12 protein-coding genes and 1 other RNA gene are annotated in these 14605 nt (G+C 68.5%); 6 read left to right on the top strand and 7 right to left on the bottom strand.

The genetic code is table 11. The features are described 5' to 3' along the window. The first annotated feature begins 15 nt into the window (after positions 1-15). Positions 16-840 carry a CPBP family intramembrane glutamic endopeptidase gene (locus tag BOSE125_RS04900; protein ID WP_159550570.1) on the top strand — a complete coding sequence of 275 codons (825 nt, stop codon included), beginning with the start codon at positions 16-18 and terminating at the stop codon, positions 838-840. Positions 841-936: 96 nt separating this feature from the next. Here BOSE125_RS04900 and BOSE125_RS04895 read toward each other — a convergent pair whose 3' ends face one another. Next, entirely contained in the window at positions 937-2391 is a 1455-nt protein-coding gene (locus BOSE125_RS04895; protein ID WP_236557815.1) for a glyceraldehyde-3-phosphate dehydrogenase, read from the bottom strand. A gap of 465 nt (positions 2392-2856) precedes the next feature. On the opposite strand from BOSE125_RS04895, the gene BOSE125_RS04890 reads away from it, so the two are divergent. After that, a complete protein-coding gene (locus BOSE125_RS04890; RefSeq protein WP_159550566.1) occupies positions 2857-4716 on the top strand; it encodes a BCCT family transporter in 1860 nt (619 codons plus the stop codon). 54 nt (positions 4717-4770) lie between these two features. Here BOSE125_RS04890 and rnpB read toward each other — a convergent pair. Beyond that, positions 4771-5162, bottom strand: an RNA gene (rnpB, locus tag BOSE125_RS04885) — RNase P RNA component class A. 129 nt (positions 5163-5291) lie between these two features. Between rnpB and BOSE125_RS04880 the strand changes: the two genes are divergently transcribed. Next, on the top strand, positions 5292-6107 hold the full coding sequence (locus tag BOSE125_RS04880; RefSeq protein WP_159550564.1) for a YaaA family protein: 816 nt from the start codon (positions 5292-5294) through the stop codon (positions 6105-6107). 75 nt (positions 6108-6182) lie between these two features. Here BOSE125_RS04880 and BOSE125_RS04875 read toward each other — a convergent pair whose 3' ends face one another. From BOSE125_RS04875 to BOSE125_RS04860, 4 genes are all read right to left on the bottom strand, one after another. Continuing rightward, a complete protein-coding gene (locus BOSE125_RS04875) occupies positions 6183-7625 on the bottom strand; it encodes an S-layer homology domain-containing protein (protein ID WP_159550562.1) in 1443 nt (480 codons plus the stop codon). Between the two features lie 259 nt (positions 7626-7884). Further along, the gene (locus BOSE125_RS04870; protein WP_159550560.1) at positions 7885-8886 is read right to left on the bottom strand and encodes a reverse transcriptase-like protein; all 1002 of its coding nucleotides are present in this window, start codon (positions 8884-8886) and stop codon (positions 7885-7887) included. An 87-nt stretch (positions 8887-8973) separates the two neighbouring features. Then, positions 8974-9720, bottom strand: a complete 747-nt coding sequence (locus tag BOSE125_RS04865) for a zinc ribbon domain-containing protein (protein WP_159550558.1) — start codon at positions 9718-9720, stop codon at positions 8974-8976. A 24-nt stretch (positions 9721-9744) separates the two neighbouring features. Continuing rightward, on the bottom strand, positions 9745-10635 hold the full coding sequence (locus BOSE125_RS04860) for a Nif3-like dinuclear metal center hexameric protein (protein WP_159550556.1): 891 nt from the start codon (positions 10633-10635) through the stop codon (positions 9745-9747). A 174-nt stretch (positions 10636-10809) separates the two neighbouring features. Between BOSE125_RS04860 and msrA the strand changes: the two genes are divergently transcribed. From msrA to epsC, 3 genes are all read left to right on the top strand, one after another. After that, entirely contained in the window at positions 10810-11343 is a 534-nt protein-coding gene (gene msrA / locus BOSE125_RS04855; RefSeq protein WP_159554718.1) for a peptide-methionine (S)-S-oxide reductase MsrA, read from the top strand. A gap of 72 nt (positions 11344-11415) precedes the next feature. Beyond that, positions 11416-12351 carry a cysteine synthase A gene (cysK, locus tag BOSE125_RS04850; protein ID WP_159550554.1) on the top strand — a complete coding sequence of 312 codons (936 nt, stop codon included), beginning with the start codon at positions 11416-11418 and terminating at the stop codon, positions 12349-12351. Positions 12352-12422: 71 nt separating this feature from the next. Then, the gene (epsC, locus tag BOSE125_RS04845) at positions 12423-13007 is read left to right on the top strand and encodes a serine O-acetyltransferase EpsC (RefSeq protein WP_159550552.1); all 585 of its coding nucleotides are present in this window, start codon (positions 12423-12425) and stop codon (positions 13005-13007) included. Between the two features lie 106 nt (positions 13008-13113). Here epsC and gndA read toward each other — a convergent pair whose 3' ends face one another. Then, complete coding sequence (gene gndA, locus BOSE125_RS04840; protein ID WP_159550550.1) at positions 13114-14592, bottom strand: NADP-dependent phosphogluconate dehydrogenase; 1479 nt, start codon at positions 14590-14592, stop codon at positions 13114-13116. Positions 14593-14605 lie beyond the last annotated feature (13 nt).

Below are 14605 nucleotides of genomic sequence, written 5' to 3'. Positions count from 1 at the left end.
TGGGATACTGGGCCCATGCCGCCCAATGCCGTCTCGTCCGTCGATCGCACCCGAATCTCCCCAGGGTCACTCGCCGCGGCCGCGGGGGTCTCGGCGTCCGCGTTCGTGCTCTTCGCCCTGCTGCTGCCCGGCTGGGGGCATGCACTACTGGTGCTCAGCGTCCTACTGGCCTGGCGGACGGACAGGGAACTCGGCCGGGACCTGACGCTGGTCGGCGCGGGCATCGCCGTCGTCAGCACCACGTCCGTGGAAGCCGACCTGCGCTGGGACCGGTTCTTCCTCCTGGGCGCGGTGCTCGCCGCCGCCGTGGCCGTCCCGCTGGCGCTGGACCGGCTGTGGCTGAGACGCCGTGCCATCGTCTATCCATGGCGCACCGGCAAGAGGTGGACCCGCGTGCAGTGGTCCTATGTGGTCGCCGTGCCGGTCCTGGGCTGGGCGATCCTGCCCGCCTACTTCATCCACTCCGGCACCTACCGGAACTGGCCGGCCGTGGAGGGCCCCTCCGAACTGGCGCGGTTCCTCATCGGGGTGAACTTCGTGGGTCTGTGGGACGAGCTGTTCTTCATCTGCACGTGCTTCGCCTTGCTGCGCCGCCACTTCGGACTGTGGACGGCCAATGTGCTGCAGTCCGTGATCTTCGTATCCTTCCTCTGGGAGCTCGGCTACCGATCCTGGGGACCACTGCTGACCATCCCCTTCGCACTGCTGCAGGGATGGATCTTCAACCGCACCCGCAACCTGACCTACGTGGTGGTGGTGCACCTGCTGTTCGATGTCATCGTGTTCCTGGCGATCGTGCACGCCCACCACCCGGACGTGTTGCGCATCTTCGTCTACTGAACCGTGGGAGGACTCCGCTCCCCGGACAGCACGACGGCGGCCGGTCACCTCCGTGCGGAATGTGACCGGCCGCCGTCGTGGTCAGGTCAGATCAGGTCAGGCCTTCGGGAAGGAGGGCACGGCGTCCCCGGCCATCTCCTCGATGACGCGGACCACCTGGCAGGAGTAGCCGAACTCGTTGTCATACCAGACGTAGAGCACCGCGTTCTTGCCACCGTTGACGATGGTGGCCAGGCCGTCCACGATGCCGGCGCGGTTGGAGCCGACGAAGTCGGACGAGACGATCTCCGGGGAGTTGATGTAGTCGATCTGATTGCGCAGCTCGCCGGTCAACGACTCCTCACGGAGCCGCTGGTTGAGCTCCTCCACCGTGGTCTCCTTCTGGAGCGCCAGGTTCAGGATGGCCATCGAGACGTCCGGGGTGGGGACGCGGATGGCGTTGCCGGAGAGCTTGCCCTTGAGCGCAGGCAGGGCCTTGGCGACGGCCTTGGCGGCACCGGTCTCGGTGATGACCATGTTCAGGCCGGCGGCGCGTCCGCGACGGGAACCCTTGTGGAAGTTGTCCGTGAGGTTCTGATCGTTGGTGTAGGCATGCACGGTCTCGACGTGGCCGTAGTCGATGCCGTACTCGTCGTGGAGGACCTTCAGCACCGGCGTGATGCCGTTGGTGGTGCAGGATGCGGCCGAGAGGATGGTGTCCTCGGCGGTGATGTCATCGGTGTTGACGCCGAAGACGATGTTCTTGATGTCTCCCTTGCCCGGGGCGGTCAGCAGGACCTTGGAGGCGCCGGTGGCCTTCAGGTGCTGGCCGAGCCCGTCCTCGTCACGCCAGCGGCCGGTGTTGTCCACCACGATCGCGTCATGGATGCCGTAGGACGTGTAGTCCACGGTGGCCGGATCGTTCGAGTAGATGACCTGGATGACCGTCCCGTTGGCGGTGATCGTGTTGTTCTCCTCGTCCACGGTGATGGTGCCCTCGAAGGGACCGTGGATGGAGTCGCGGCGCAACAGCGAGGCGCGCTTGACGAGGTCGTCCTCCGAGTTCTTGCGGACCACGATGGCCCGCAGGCGCAGGGACGAGCCGCCGCCCTCGTGGGAGAGGATGATGCGGGCCAGCAGGCGGCCGATACGCCCGAAGCCGTAGAGCACCACGTCCTTGGGGGCCTTGACGCCCTCGCCACCCTGCCCGGCCACCTCGGCCAGCTCCGCCTCCAGGAAGTGCTGCAGATCGCCGCCGGCGGTCCGGAACTTCGCGGCCAGCTTGCCCAGGTCGATGGACGCGGCGCCGAGGTTCATCTCCGCCAGGGCCTCGACCATGGGGTAGGTGTCCTCCACCGGCAGCACGACGTCGTCGATCTGACGGGCGTAGCGGTGGGCCTTGATGATGTCGATGACGCCCTTGTGGACGAGCTGGCGGCCGTAGATGCTCGTGATCACGTTGTTCTCCCGGTACAACGAGCCGATCAGCGGAACCATCCTCTCAGCCAGCTCCTCCCGGTTGTTCCAGGCGGCGCGCTGGTCCTGCGCGGTTCCGTTGGTCTCTTCTGCCACGGTAGGTCCTTCCCTTGTGCGCCTGCCTCCAGGCGGCGACGGCGCTGTCGCTGACGGGCACCGATGGGCGCCCGGTGAGCGGACGGTCATGGCCCGTCCCAGCCAATACCGCAACCAGATGGCACACGGCGGTGCCAGTCTAGTGAATTCCGGCGCGCGCCGGCGCAAGGCGAAGCGGTGGTCGACCCTCGGAACCTGTGGGATGCGCCACACCGGCCCCGGCACGACCCCGCCGCCTCCTCGCACCCGAGCATCCCGTCCGACGCGTCAGGGTGGGGATCGGCACGCCGAGAATCTTCCCCGTGTCGGGAACCCCACTCTCACCCCCAGATCAGGCCAGGGGTTAGGGTGCAGTGAATCGCACCATTCGGCCGACGCGCCCCGAGACCCGCCCCGGCGGTTCCCGAATCGCGTGCGGACGAGCTAGAGAGGAGGTCCGGGACCACCGTGTCCCGGAGCGGCATCATGAGTCATGAGACGCAATCAACAGCTGATCTGGTCAGCGAGCTGAGGGAACGCCAACGAAAGCCCCGTCGGACCGCCCGCGTCAAGGGAGTGGACTACTGGGTCTTCGGCATCGCTGCCGCCGTGGCCCTGGCCATGGTCCTCTGGGGATTCATCGGATCCGATTCGCTCGGCAACTTCTCCGCCGACGCGCTGGACTGGACCATCACGAACTTCGGCTGGCTATTCGTCATCGCCGCCACCGTGTTCACGATCTTCGTGATCGTCGTGGCGTTCAGCCGTTTCGGCCGCATCAACCTGGGCCGGGACGACGAGAAGCCGGAGTTCAAGACGGCCTCCTGGATCTCCATGATGTTCGCCACCGGCATGGGCATCGGCCTCGTCTTCTACGGCGTGGGCGAACCACTGTTCTTCTACATGGCACCCCCGCCGGGCACCGTTGAGGGTCAGACCACGGAGGCCGCGAGCGTGGCCATGGGCACCACCCTGTTCCACTGGACCCTGTACCCGTGGGCCATGTACGCCGTGGTCGGCCTCGGCATCGCCTACGGCACCTTCCGCCTGGGACGCACACAGCTGTTCTCCTCCATGTTCACCTCGCTGTTCGGTGAGAAGGCCGTGAACGGCTGGGGCGGCAAGGTCATCAACATCCTGGCCATCCTCGCCACCCTGTTCGGCTCCGCCTGTTCCCTGGGACTCGGCGCCATGCAGATCGGCGGCGGCCTGCAGGCTTCCGGCATCGTCGAGCAGGCCACCACCGGCCTGCTGGTGGTCGTCATCGGCATCCTGACCCTCGCGTTCGTCGCCTCCGCAGTCTCCGGCATCGCCCGCGGCATCCAGTGGCTGTCCAACATCAACATGGTCATGGCCCTGCTCCTGGCCCTGCTGGTCTTCGTCGGCGGGCCCACGCTGTTCATCCTCAACGTCATCCCCGATGCCATCGGTGCCTACATCGGGGACCTGCCGGAGATGGCGTCCCGCACCGGCAGCGGCGACCAGTCCCTGCAGGACTGGTTGGGCACGTGGACCATCTTCTACTGGGCCTGGTGGGTGTCCTGGGCACCGTTCGTCGGCATGTTCATCGCCCGCATCTCCCGGGGCCGGACCATCCGCCAGTTCGTCGTGGGCGTGCTGCTCGTACCGTCCACCGTCTCCCTGGTCTGGTTCGCCATCTTCGGCGGCGGCGCCATCGGCATCCAGGAGCGAGCCGAGCAGGCCGGCGACACGAGCGCCCAGCTGTCCCAGATCGTGGACGGCGCACCGGACATCAACTTCGATCTGATCCTGTTCGACATGCTCGGCGCCCTGCCGTTGCCGCAGGTGCTCACGATCGTGGTGTTCGCTGTGACCGTCATCCTCATCGCCATCTTCTTCGTGACCGGTGCGGACTCCGCGTCCATCGTGATGGGCACCCTCAGCGAACGCGGCACCTCGGATCCGTCCAAGAAGTCCGTCATCTTCTGGGGTGTCGCCGTGGGTGCCGCCGCAGCGGCCATGCTGCTGGCCGGCGGCGACGAGCCGGCCGAGGCCCTGAACGGCATCAAGAACATCACCATCGTCTCGGCGCTGCCGTTCGTCATCGTGATGCTGCTGCTGTGCGTTGCCATCTGGAAGGACCTCAGCCGGGATCCGCTGATGCTGCAGAACAAGATCGCCCGGATCGTGCTGGAGGACTCCGTCACGGAAGCCGTCGAGGCCAACCATGATGGCGGATTCGGCCTGGTGACCAAGTCGATCGCCCTCCAAGCGGCCTCGCCCCGGGACGCCGATGGTGACGGTGTCCCTGACCGTCAGGATGCGGCACGTCCGGAACGGCCCGACTCCCCGGGCGCCCCGGAGGCTCCTGAGAAGGGGCAGTAGCCTGTAGACGCGAAGAACCCCCGCCGTGCACGGCGGGGGTTCTTCGCGTCTGACGGGACAGGCTGGCTTGTACGCCGGGTTCTGTACCGGGAGCGGTCACCCGCTTCCCAGCGACGGCCATCCATCTAGGCCCGCCGTTGCCGGCGGGCTCAAGCGGCCAACCCGGATGCTCGGGCGGGCAGCCCTCGAGCACATCCTGTTCGGCCTTGCTCCGGATGGGGTTTACCGAGCCGATCCGGTCACCCGGACCGCTGGTGGTCTCTTACACCACCGTTTCACCCTGACCTGCCCGCCTGATGCATGCACCAGGCCGGCCGGCGGTCTGTTTTCTGTGGCACTGTCCTGCGGGTCACCCCGAGTGGGCGTTACCCACCATCCTGCCCTGTGGAGCCCGGACGTTCCTCACGGCACCGAGAACCGGCGCCCTGCGGCCGTCCGCCAGCCTGTCCCGGCGCACCAGTCTACCGGTGCCTGGTCTTGGCCGTGTCCGACCCCGGGGCGGAGCAGGTCGGACCCACGGAGAGCACGGGCGGGGGTGGTACGCAGGCCCCGACAGGGATCGCTAGGCTGTTTCGGTGCTCATCCTGTTGCCGCCCTCCGAGGGCAAGACCGCTCCCCGTTCCGGTGCACCCCTGGACCTCGCCTCCCTCGTCCTGCCCACGCTGGCCGGTGAGCGGACCACGGCCATGGGCATCCTCGCCGCAGTCTCCTCCGCCCCGGATGCTGCCGAGGTGCTGGGCGTGGGCGAGACCGTGCGGGCGGACATCGACGCCAACGTGGTGCTCATGGAGTCATCTGCTGCCCCGGCCCACCAGGTGTTCACCGGAGTGCTCTACGACGCCCTCGACTATGCCTCCCTCCCGGAGACGGCCCGCCGGCGGGCCCGCGAGAAGGTCCTGATCTTCTCCGGCCTGTTCGGGGTGCTCTCCCTGGGTGACCACATCCCGAACCACCGCCTGTCCGTGACCAGTTCGCTCCCGGGCCTGGGCCGCATGTCCAGCTGGTGGAAGCCGCGCCTCACCCCGCCGCTGGATGCCCATGCCGAGCACACCGGCGTCATCATCGACGGCCGCTCGGGTGGATACGCGGCGCAGTGGAAGGCTCCGGCGGCCATCACCGTCACCGTGGACGTCTTCCAGATCCGGAACGGTGAGCGCAAGGTCGTCTCCCATTTCGCCAAGCACACACGTGGCCTGGTGGCCCGTGAGCTGCTGCTGGCCGGCCCTCGGGTGGTGAAGTCACCCGAGTCCGCTGCCGAGGTGATCGCGGCCGCGGGATCAGCCCAGGGCACCCATGACTGGTCCGTGGACCTCGTGCCGGGAACCGGGCCAAGACCCGCGAGCCTGCAGATCACCCTCCCCGACGAGCACACCACCGTCGGAGGCTCCTGACTCCTCGTAGGTGGGATCGGTCGATCAGCCCGAGCTCCAGCCGTCCTTCTGCAGGTACGCGGCTGGTGCCCCGGTTCAGCGGGAGGCAAGCACCTCGGCGAGCTTGGCCGGCCCTGAGGGTGCGATCTCCCAGTGATCCATGCCTGGCCTGATGGTCAGGGACGTTTCCAGGCCCTGGCCCGAGTAGAAGGCAGAACCGAGGCGGGCGGCCTGAACGGCGTCGAAGTTTCCGGAGGCCCCGCCACGGGAGGGCGTGTCGTCTGCCCCGACCACCCAGTGCATCTCGAAGTTCTTCGTCAGTGCGCTGGAGATCGGACGGAGCGGTGCCTTCTGTCCGTAGATCCCGCCACCGGCCACCATCACGGCCGCCCCACCGGTCCACCCGGCGGAGTGGGAGTTGACCATGTGCCGGGCGACGGTGTCGGCTCCTCCGGAGTAGCCGGTCCAGTACACCTGGTTCAGGTCCAGGTTGTACTTCTTGCCCAGGTCTTCGAGCAGGTCGGCTGCGTACTTCCCGGAGCTGTCCTTCCGCCACCAGGTGTTGGTGCCCTGATCGGGGGTGCTGGGGACGACGAGCATCAGTCCGTGCCGCTCGGCAAGCCTCTCGTAGGCCGGGACCGTGGACCACTGCGGTTCGCGGTACTCGAAGCCGCCGTCGCCGTGCAGGTGGATCAAGATGCCGTGCGGGCCGGCCCCGTTCAGGTGCCCGGCGTACAGGTGGTACTGAGAGCTGACCGCGCCGTTGCTGTAGGTGACAGCTTGGGCGTCCCGGTAGGTGCCGCCCTTGCCGCCGGTGGCGTTCACGGGTCCGGAGGACTGGCGAACCGGCACGGTGTAGGTGGGCGGGGCGCCGTTCACCCGGGTCTCGAGGGCGTAGAGGAACTTGGCGGATTCCCCGCGGGTGACGGCACGGTGGGGACGGAAGGTGCCGTCGGCATATCCGGAGACCATTCCGGTGCCGTGGAACCAGGTGGCCGGGGTGTAGAAGTTGTCCCGAGTTCCCATGTCCGGAAAAGGCGACGTGACTGGGGCAGCGGCCTCATCACCGGACATACGGTAGAGGAAGGCGGCCAGCTCGCCGCGCGTGATGGGCCGGTCCACCCCGAAGGTTCCGTTGGCGTAGCCGGCCGTGTACCCCTTGGCCTGCATCCAGGAGACCGCGGTGAAGGCGGAGCGGGAGGTGGGAACGTCTGTGAAGTCGATCTGGATTCCGGCACCGTGGGTCTCGCCGGAGAGCCGGTAGAGCAGCTGGGCGGTCTCCCCGCGGGTGATCTGCTGATGCGGGGCGTAGGAGCCGTTGGCGTAGCCGGTGCTGATCTGTTCACAGCGCAGCCAGGTGATGGGTTCGTAGAAGGTCGCGCCGCGGGGGACATCGGTGAAGTCCGGAGTGGCGCAGGCCTTGGTGGTCGCGGCTTCGGCGGCGGGGCCGGTGCTGGCGGAGACGGGGCCTGTCAGGGTGATGGTGATGGCCAGTATGGCCATCACGCCGGCGATCCGGCGGCGGTGCGTGACGAGCATGGTGTTCCCTCTGTGATGACATGGCGGGGACCATCGTGGCGCCCCTCCGCCGGAAACTATGCGGCACCGTGTTCCGCAGCGGTCCACTCTCGGCCCGCGATGTCCATCACTCCGTCCGCGCGTATGCCCCTGACTGCGGACGATCGACTGATCGACGTCCTGGAATGTGCGAAAGGACACGTCCAACCAGGGTTACTCGATACTGATCCTCACGAGCGCACGCTGGATGCGAGGGCAACTCGCGGATTGCTCCTCACCACTAGGCCGGCTCAGCCACGAGCTCGACCTCGAAGCCGTTCGGCGCCTCCAGGTAGGCCGCGTAGTGGTTCCGGCCGCCGGCGAAGGGGTGCCGGTCCGCGAACATCAGGGTGAAGCCGCGGCTCCGGGCGGCCTCGGTCAGGGCATCGACGTCCGCCCGTGAGCCGGCGTGGAACGCCACGTGGTTCAGTCCCGGCCGAAGCCGGTCATGGCCCCCGGCACCGACATGCGGGCCCGATTCCAGGACCAGGTACTCCCCCGCTCCCTGGTAGCTCGTCCCCTCGGACCATTCGCCGCTCACGGCGTAACCAAGCTCCTGGAACAACCACCCCAGGCTCGACCGTGCGTCCTCGAGATCCTCCACCCAGATCTCCACGTGGTGCAGGCGACCCACGCGGCGTGGCGGCACGACGCCGGCCGAGGCGGCAGCCGCGGCGGGTTCCGGAACCCTCGCACCAGGGGCGAGCGGGCCGACGTCGTGGGTGGAAGCAGGTGAGCGGGCGGGGGCAGGGGCTGGCGCTCCCCCGGTCACCTTGATGCCCGACTTCGCCTTGACCCATTCGGTGCCGGCGGCCCCAGCGTCCATGGCCTCGTTGGAGAGCAGGTCGGCGTCCTTGTTCTTCGCCCGGGGGATCCACTCATAGGTGACCTGGCCGGCGGGAAGGATGCCGCGGGCCTCGGCAGCCAGTTTCTGCATGTCCGCATGCTTGATCTTCCAGCGGCCACTCATCTGCTCCACCACCAGTTTGGAGTCGAGCCGCACGTGCACGGCGGCGTCCGGGTCGATCTGCCGGGCCATCCGCAGTCCGGCGATCATCCCCGAGTACTCCGCCACATTGTTCGAGGCCCGGCCCAGCGGCTGGGCGTCGATGTCCAGGACCGCCCCGGTGTCCGGATCACGCACCAGGGCTCCGTAGCCGGCCACACCGGGATTGCCGCGGGAGCCGCCGTCGGCCTCGACATACAGGAGGCGACCGGTGGAGGGGGTGGACTGCTGGGGCACGCGGACATCTCCTGTGGAGGGTAGGGACGGTATGGATGAGGTGGATGAAGCCGGATGATGCTGGTGTGGCGCGGGAACTGGTCGAGTCTAGGCCTGTTCGGCGCGGACCAGGATGGCCCCCGAGTCGGGGCAGTAGGCCAGCGTCTCCACGGGAGTCTGCTCGATCTGGGCCAGGTCAGCGGGACTCAGCGGCATGCCGGAAGCTTCAGACCGATTGCCGACGAGCCGGGCCGCGCCGATTCCGCCGTTGCGTTCCCGGATCTTGTCATAGCGGGCCACCAGCTCGGTGGGCAGGGTGGCGGCGAGGGCCTTGCGCTGGCCGGTGAGCTCGTTGCCCTCGGCCGCGACGCCGGCCGCCTCCTCCTTGAGCGCGGCACCGCGTTCCTGCGCTGCCTCCTGGGCAGCGGCGAGGCGGCGCTGGGCCTCGGCGTCGGCCGCCGCGGCCTGCTCGGCGGCCTCCATGGCCTCCAGTTCGGTGCCCTCGTGCTCGTCCTGCAGGGCCTTGAGTGTCTGCAGCTCGTGCATCATGTTCTCCAGGTCCTTGGCGGACCCCTGCCCGGCATCGAGGCGCTTCTGGTTGCGGTCCCGGCGTTCCTGCACACCCGCCACCGTGGCCTCCGCCGTCCGGACCGCCTCCCGGGCCTCGGCCAGGGCGGTGGCGGACTGCTCGGCGGCCCGTTGATGGTCGGTCAGCTCCTGCTGGAGCCGGGTGTAGTCAGGGTCCTGGCGCAGTTGCTGCATGCGGTGCCGGGCCCGGTCCAGGGCCGTGTCCAGCTGCTGGAGTTCCAGCAGGCGCACCTGGTCGGCGAGGGGGACGGTGGGGGCGTTGCTCATGGTGGTGTCCTTACGGTTCGGTGGTCACGGCCCGGGCGTCAGGACGAAGTCCCAGGGGTCGGAGTTGTACGAGCTCACGGCGATCTCCACGTCGAAGCCGCGATCGGTGAGCAGGGTGTCCAGTGCCTCGGCGGCCGCGGGCAGCCACAGCCATTCGCTGCCGAAGTGGGAGACCTCCACGAGGTAGGGGCGGCCACCGGTCAGCCGGGCGGCCTCCCGCAGCTCAGAGGCGGGATGGTGGCGGAGGTCCGCGGTGACGTAGACGTCCGCCTGGGCGGCGCGGACCTGGTCGAACAGGCTGTCCCCGGCCCCACCGCAGACGGCGACGGTCTGGATGATGCCGTCCCGGTCACCGGCCACGCGGACCCCTCCGGCGACGGCGGGCATGGCCCCGAAGACGCGGGCCGCGAACTCGGAGAGCGTCAGCGCCTGGGGCAGGCGCCCCACCCGGCCGAGGCCCTCCTCGGGCAGCCCACCGGGAGTCGGGGCCAGCGGCACGACCGATTCCAGTCCGAGGATGTCCGCGATGACGTCCGAGACCCCGCCGACGGCGGAGTCCGCATTCGTGTGGGCCGTGAGCAGTGCGCAGCCGCCCTCGATCAGGGTGTGGACGGCCCGTCCCTTGAAGCCGGTGGCGGCCACCGAGGTCGCGCCGCGCAACAGCAGGGGGTGGTGGGTGACGAGCAACTGGGCGCCGGCTCCCACGGCCTCTTCCACCACGTCCTGGACGGGGTCCACGGCAAAGTGGATCCGTTCCACTGGCCGCTCGGGGCGGCCGGCCACCAGCCCGGTGGCGTCCCAGGGCTCGGCCAGGGAGGCCGGCCACAGCTCCTCGAAGCACTCCAGCACCTGGGCAAGGGTCGGCGTGGCGGTGTTCGGGGTGTTCGCATCCGTGGCGTGGGTCTCGGCGCTCATGGTGCCATTCTGCCTGACCCGGGAATGAACGCGGCCAGCGTGGTGCTGTAGGGGAATGTGAGTGATCTCGACAACGCCCCTGAAGCCACAGATACCACTGACGCCACCGACGCCACCGACGCCGGCGCAGCCACGGCCTCCGACGGCCGGCGCCCGTCCCACCGCGTGCTGACCATGGCCGGCGGATGCTTCTGGTGCCTGGACGCCGTCTACCGGCGGATCCGCGGAGTGACCTCCGTGGAGTCCGGGTACACCGGCAGCGACTGGCCGAACCCCACCTACGAGTCCGTCTGCTCGGGACGCACGGGCCACGCCGAGGCCGTCCGCGTCGGGTTCGACGAGTCCGTCGTCGGTGCGGACCTGATCCTGGACCTCTTCTTCACCGGGCACGACCCGACGACCCTCAACCGCCAGGGCCACGATGTCGGCACCCAGTACCGTTCTGCCCTGTTCCCGGCTGACGCTGCGGACGAGGAGCTGTACCGCTCGGCCATCCGGCGCAATCAGGAGAATTGGCCAGACCCCATCGTCACCACCATCGAGCCGCTCGGCACGTGGTACCCGGCCGAGGACTTCCACCAGGACTTCTATTCCAACCGCCCGGACGTCGGCTACTGCCACGTGATCATCACCCCGAAGCTGGCCAAGGTGCGCCAGCGTTACTCGGAATGGCTCGTGGAACCCTCGGAGAGCGTCGGCCTGTCATAGGCTGAAGTCAGCACTGTATTCCCGCCGTCTCCCGGCTTGCCCACGTTCACCGTTTCTGGAAGGAACACCGTCTTGGCCAACATCCTGAACAACATCACCGAAGCCATCGGCAACACCCCGCTGGTCATGCTCAACCAGCTGACGGAGGGTCTTCCCGGCAAGGTCGCCGTCAAGGTCGAGTTCTACAGCCCGGCGAACTCAGTCAAGGACCGCATCGGCCGCTCCATCGTGGATGCAGCCGAGGCCTCCGGCCAGCTCCGCCCCGGCGGCACCATCGTGGAGGGGACGTCCGGCAACACCGGCATCGCCCTCGCCATGGTGGGCGCGGCCCGCGGCTACAAGGTCATCCTGACGATGCCGGAGACCATGTCGAACGAGCGCCGAGTGATGCTGCGAGCCTATGGTGCCGAGATCGTGCTGACTCCGGGTGCCGACGGCATGCGGGGCGCCCTGGACAAGGCTCAGCAGATCGTCGCCGAGTCAGACAACGCCGTCTGGGCCCAGCAGTTCGCCAATGAGGCGAACATCCAGGCCCATTACTCGACCACCGGCCCCGAGATCTGGGATGCCACGGACGGCCAGGTTGACATCTTCGTCTCGGGCATCGGCACCGGCGGGACCATCACCGGCGCCGGACGCTACCTTCGAGAGCAGAAGCCGGAGGTCAAGATGGTGGCGGTGGAGCCGTCCGACTCCCCCATCCTCTCCGGTGGCAAGCCCGGCCCGCACAAGATCCAGGGCATTGGCGCCAATTTCATCCCGGAGATCCTGGACACTGAGATCTACACCGACGTCTATGCCGCCACCCTGGAAGAGTCTGTGTCGACCGCCCGCGCCCTGGGCACCCAGGAGGGCATCCTCGGAGGCATCTCCTCCGGCGCCATCGTGGCCGCCGCCCTCGAGCAGGCCGCGAAGGAAGAGAACCGTGACAAGCTGATCGTCGCCGTGGTCTGCGACTTCGGGGAGCGGTACATCTCCACCGTCCTCTACGAGGACATCCGCGGCTGACCAGCCGCTCCGCCCGTCCCCTCCCCGGCATCCCGGTTCCATCGCGGCGCCAACCGATCGAAAGGCCACCAGTGGGTTTCCTGTCCCGACTGAAGGAAGACATCGCCAATGCCCGGTCCCATGACCCAGCTGCGCGAGGAGACCTGGAGGTCGCCGTGGTCTACTCGGGCCTGCACGCGATCTGGGCCCATCGCCTGACGCACCGGATGTGGCAGCACGAGAAGCTCAAGACGCCGGCGCGGGTGCTCTCCCAGGCCACCCGGACCCTGACGGGCATCGAGATCCACCCCGGGGCGACGATCGGCCGCCGGTTCTTCATCGACCACGGCATGGGCGTGGTCATCGGTGAGACCGCGGAGATCGGGGACGACGTGATGCTCTACCACGGGGTCACCCTCGGTGGGCGCTCCCTGGAACAGGTCAAGCGCCACCCCACCCTGCATGACGGCGTGGTGGTGGGGGCCGGGGCGAAGATCCTGGGGCCGGTGGAGATCGGTGAGGGCTCCTCGGTCGGCGCGAACGCGGTGGTGGTCAAGGACACCCCCGCTGACTCGATCGCCACCGGTATCCCCGCGACGTTCCGGCACCGTTCCCCCAGGGAGCAGCAGCCGGCCGTGGACCCGGCGGAGTACGTGGACCCCGCCATGTGGATCTGACCGGCGCGGAACCGAGAACAAACCCCCAGCCCGGTACGACGACGGCCGGCACCTTCCGCTGAAGGTGCCGGCCGTCGTCGTTCTCCGGTCGATGGAGGGCTGAGCCTCAGGCCTGGACCTCGCTGCGGTCACCCGACCACAGGGTGTGGAAGGTGCCCTCACGGTCGATGCGGCCGTAGGTGTGCGCGCCGAAATAGTCGCGCAGACCCTGGGTCAGGGCTGCGGGCAGGCGGTCCCGGCGCAGTCCGTCGTAGTAGGACAGGGCCGAGGAGAACACCGGCACGGGCACACCGGCGGCCACGGCGGTGGCGACCACGCGGCGCCAGGCCGGCAGTGCCGCGGCGATGGCATCCCGGAACTCCGGGGCGAACAGCAGGTTGGACGGCTGGCCCTCGGCGGTGGTGCCGGGCTCCGGGTGGCGGGTGGTGTCCCGTCCGCCGAACGCCGTCATGATGACGTCGAGCAGGTCGGCGCGGATGATGCAGCCGTCCCGCCAGAGCGAGGCGATGGTGCCCAGGTCCAGCGACCAGCCGTACTCGGCGGCGGCGGCCGTGAGCATGTCGAGGCCCTGGGCGTAGGACACGAGCTTGGAGGCGTACAGCGCCAGGCGCACGTCCTCCACGAAAGCCTCACGGTCCGCGTCCTGCGGGGCGGTGACCGGGTCGGTGCCCGCGGCCAGCAACCGCTGGGCGGTGGCACGGATCTCGGGCTGGCTGGACAGTGAACGGGCGAAGACGGACTCGGCGATCGCCCCGATGGGCGAGCCGAGGTCCAGCCCGGAGATGGCGGTCCAGCGACCGGTGCCCTTCTGGCCGGCCTGGTCCACGATCACGTCCACGAGAGGCTTGCCGGTCTCCGCATCCACGTGTCCGAGGACCTCGGCCGTGATCTCGATCAGGTAGGACGCCAGGTCGGTGGAGTTCCACGAGCGGAAGATGCCGGCCTGGTCGGCCGGCTCGATCCCGCCCACCGAGCGCAAGAGGTCATAGGCCTCGCCGATGACCTGCATGTCCGCGTACTCGATGCCATTGTGGACCATCTTGACGAAGTGACCGGCGCCGTCGGTGCCGATCCAGGCGCAGCACGGATCGCCCTCGTAGTGTGCGGAGATATCCTCCAGCAGGGGGCCGAGTGCCTCGTAGGACTCCTTCGGCCCTCCGGGCATGATCGCCGGACCGTTGAGCGCACCCTCCTCGCCGCCGGACACGCCGATGCCGACGAAGTGCAGGTCCTTGGCGGCCAGGGCGGCCTCGCGACGGCGGGTGTCCTCGTAGTGGGAGTTGCCGGCGTCGATGACGATGTCCCCGGGGGCCAGCATCGGCACCAGCTGGTCGATCACGTCATCCACCGGCTGGCCGGCCTTGACCATGATCAGCACGCGGCGCGGCACCGCCAGGTTCTCGACCAGTTCGCTCAAGGTCTCGGTGGGGATAAAGGTGCCCTCGCTGCCGTGCTCGGCCACGAGCGCATCGGTCCGGGCCCGGCTGCGGTTGTGCAAGGCCACGGTGTAGCCGTTCCGCGCGAAGTTCCGGGCCAGGTTGGCCCCCATGACCGCTAGTCCCGTGACGCCGATGTCAGCCTTCATGCCATTCCTTCCC

The sequence above is a fragment of the Citricoccus sp. K5 genome, from assembly GCF_902506195.1.
Lineage (GTDB): Bacteria > Actinomycetota > Actinomycetes > Actinomycetales > Micrococcaceae > Citricoccus.
This window is presented reverse-complemented; position numbering and strand designations above follow the sequence as displayed.

What these genes read in the sequence shown, in the direction of transcription:
- BOSE125_RS04865 (WP_159550558.1), bottom strand. Translation starts at nt 9,720, where the DNA reads ATGAGCAACGCCCCCACCGTCCCCCTCGCCGACCAGGTGCGCCTGCTG.
- msrA (WP_159554718.1), top strand. Translation starts at nt 10,810, where the DNA reads ATGGCCGGCGGATGCTTCTGGTGCCTGGACGCCGTCTACCGGCGGATC.
- BOSE125_RS04860 (WP_159550556.1), bottom strand. Translation starts at nt 10,635, where the DNA reads ATGAGCGCCGAGACCCACGCCACGGATGCGAACACCCCGAACACCGCC.
- BOSE125_RS04890 (WP_159550566.1), top strand. Translation starts at nt 2,857, where the DNA reads ATGAGTCATGAGACGCAATCAACAGCTGATCTGGTCAGCGAGCTGAGG.
- BOSE125_RS04875 (WP_159550562.1), bottom strand. Translation starts at nt 7,625, where the DNA reads ATGCTCGTCACGCACCGCCGCCGGATCGCCGGCGTGATGGCCATACTG.
- BOSE125_RS04900 (WP_159550570.1), top strand. Translation starts at nt 16, where the DNA reads ATGCCGCCCAATGCCGTCTCGTCCGTCGATCGCACCCGAATCTCCCCA.
- gndA (WP_159550550.1), bottom strand. Translation starts at nt 14,592, where the DNA reads ATGAAGGCTGACATCGGCGTCACGGGACTAGCGGTCATGGGGGCCAAC.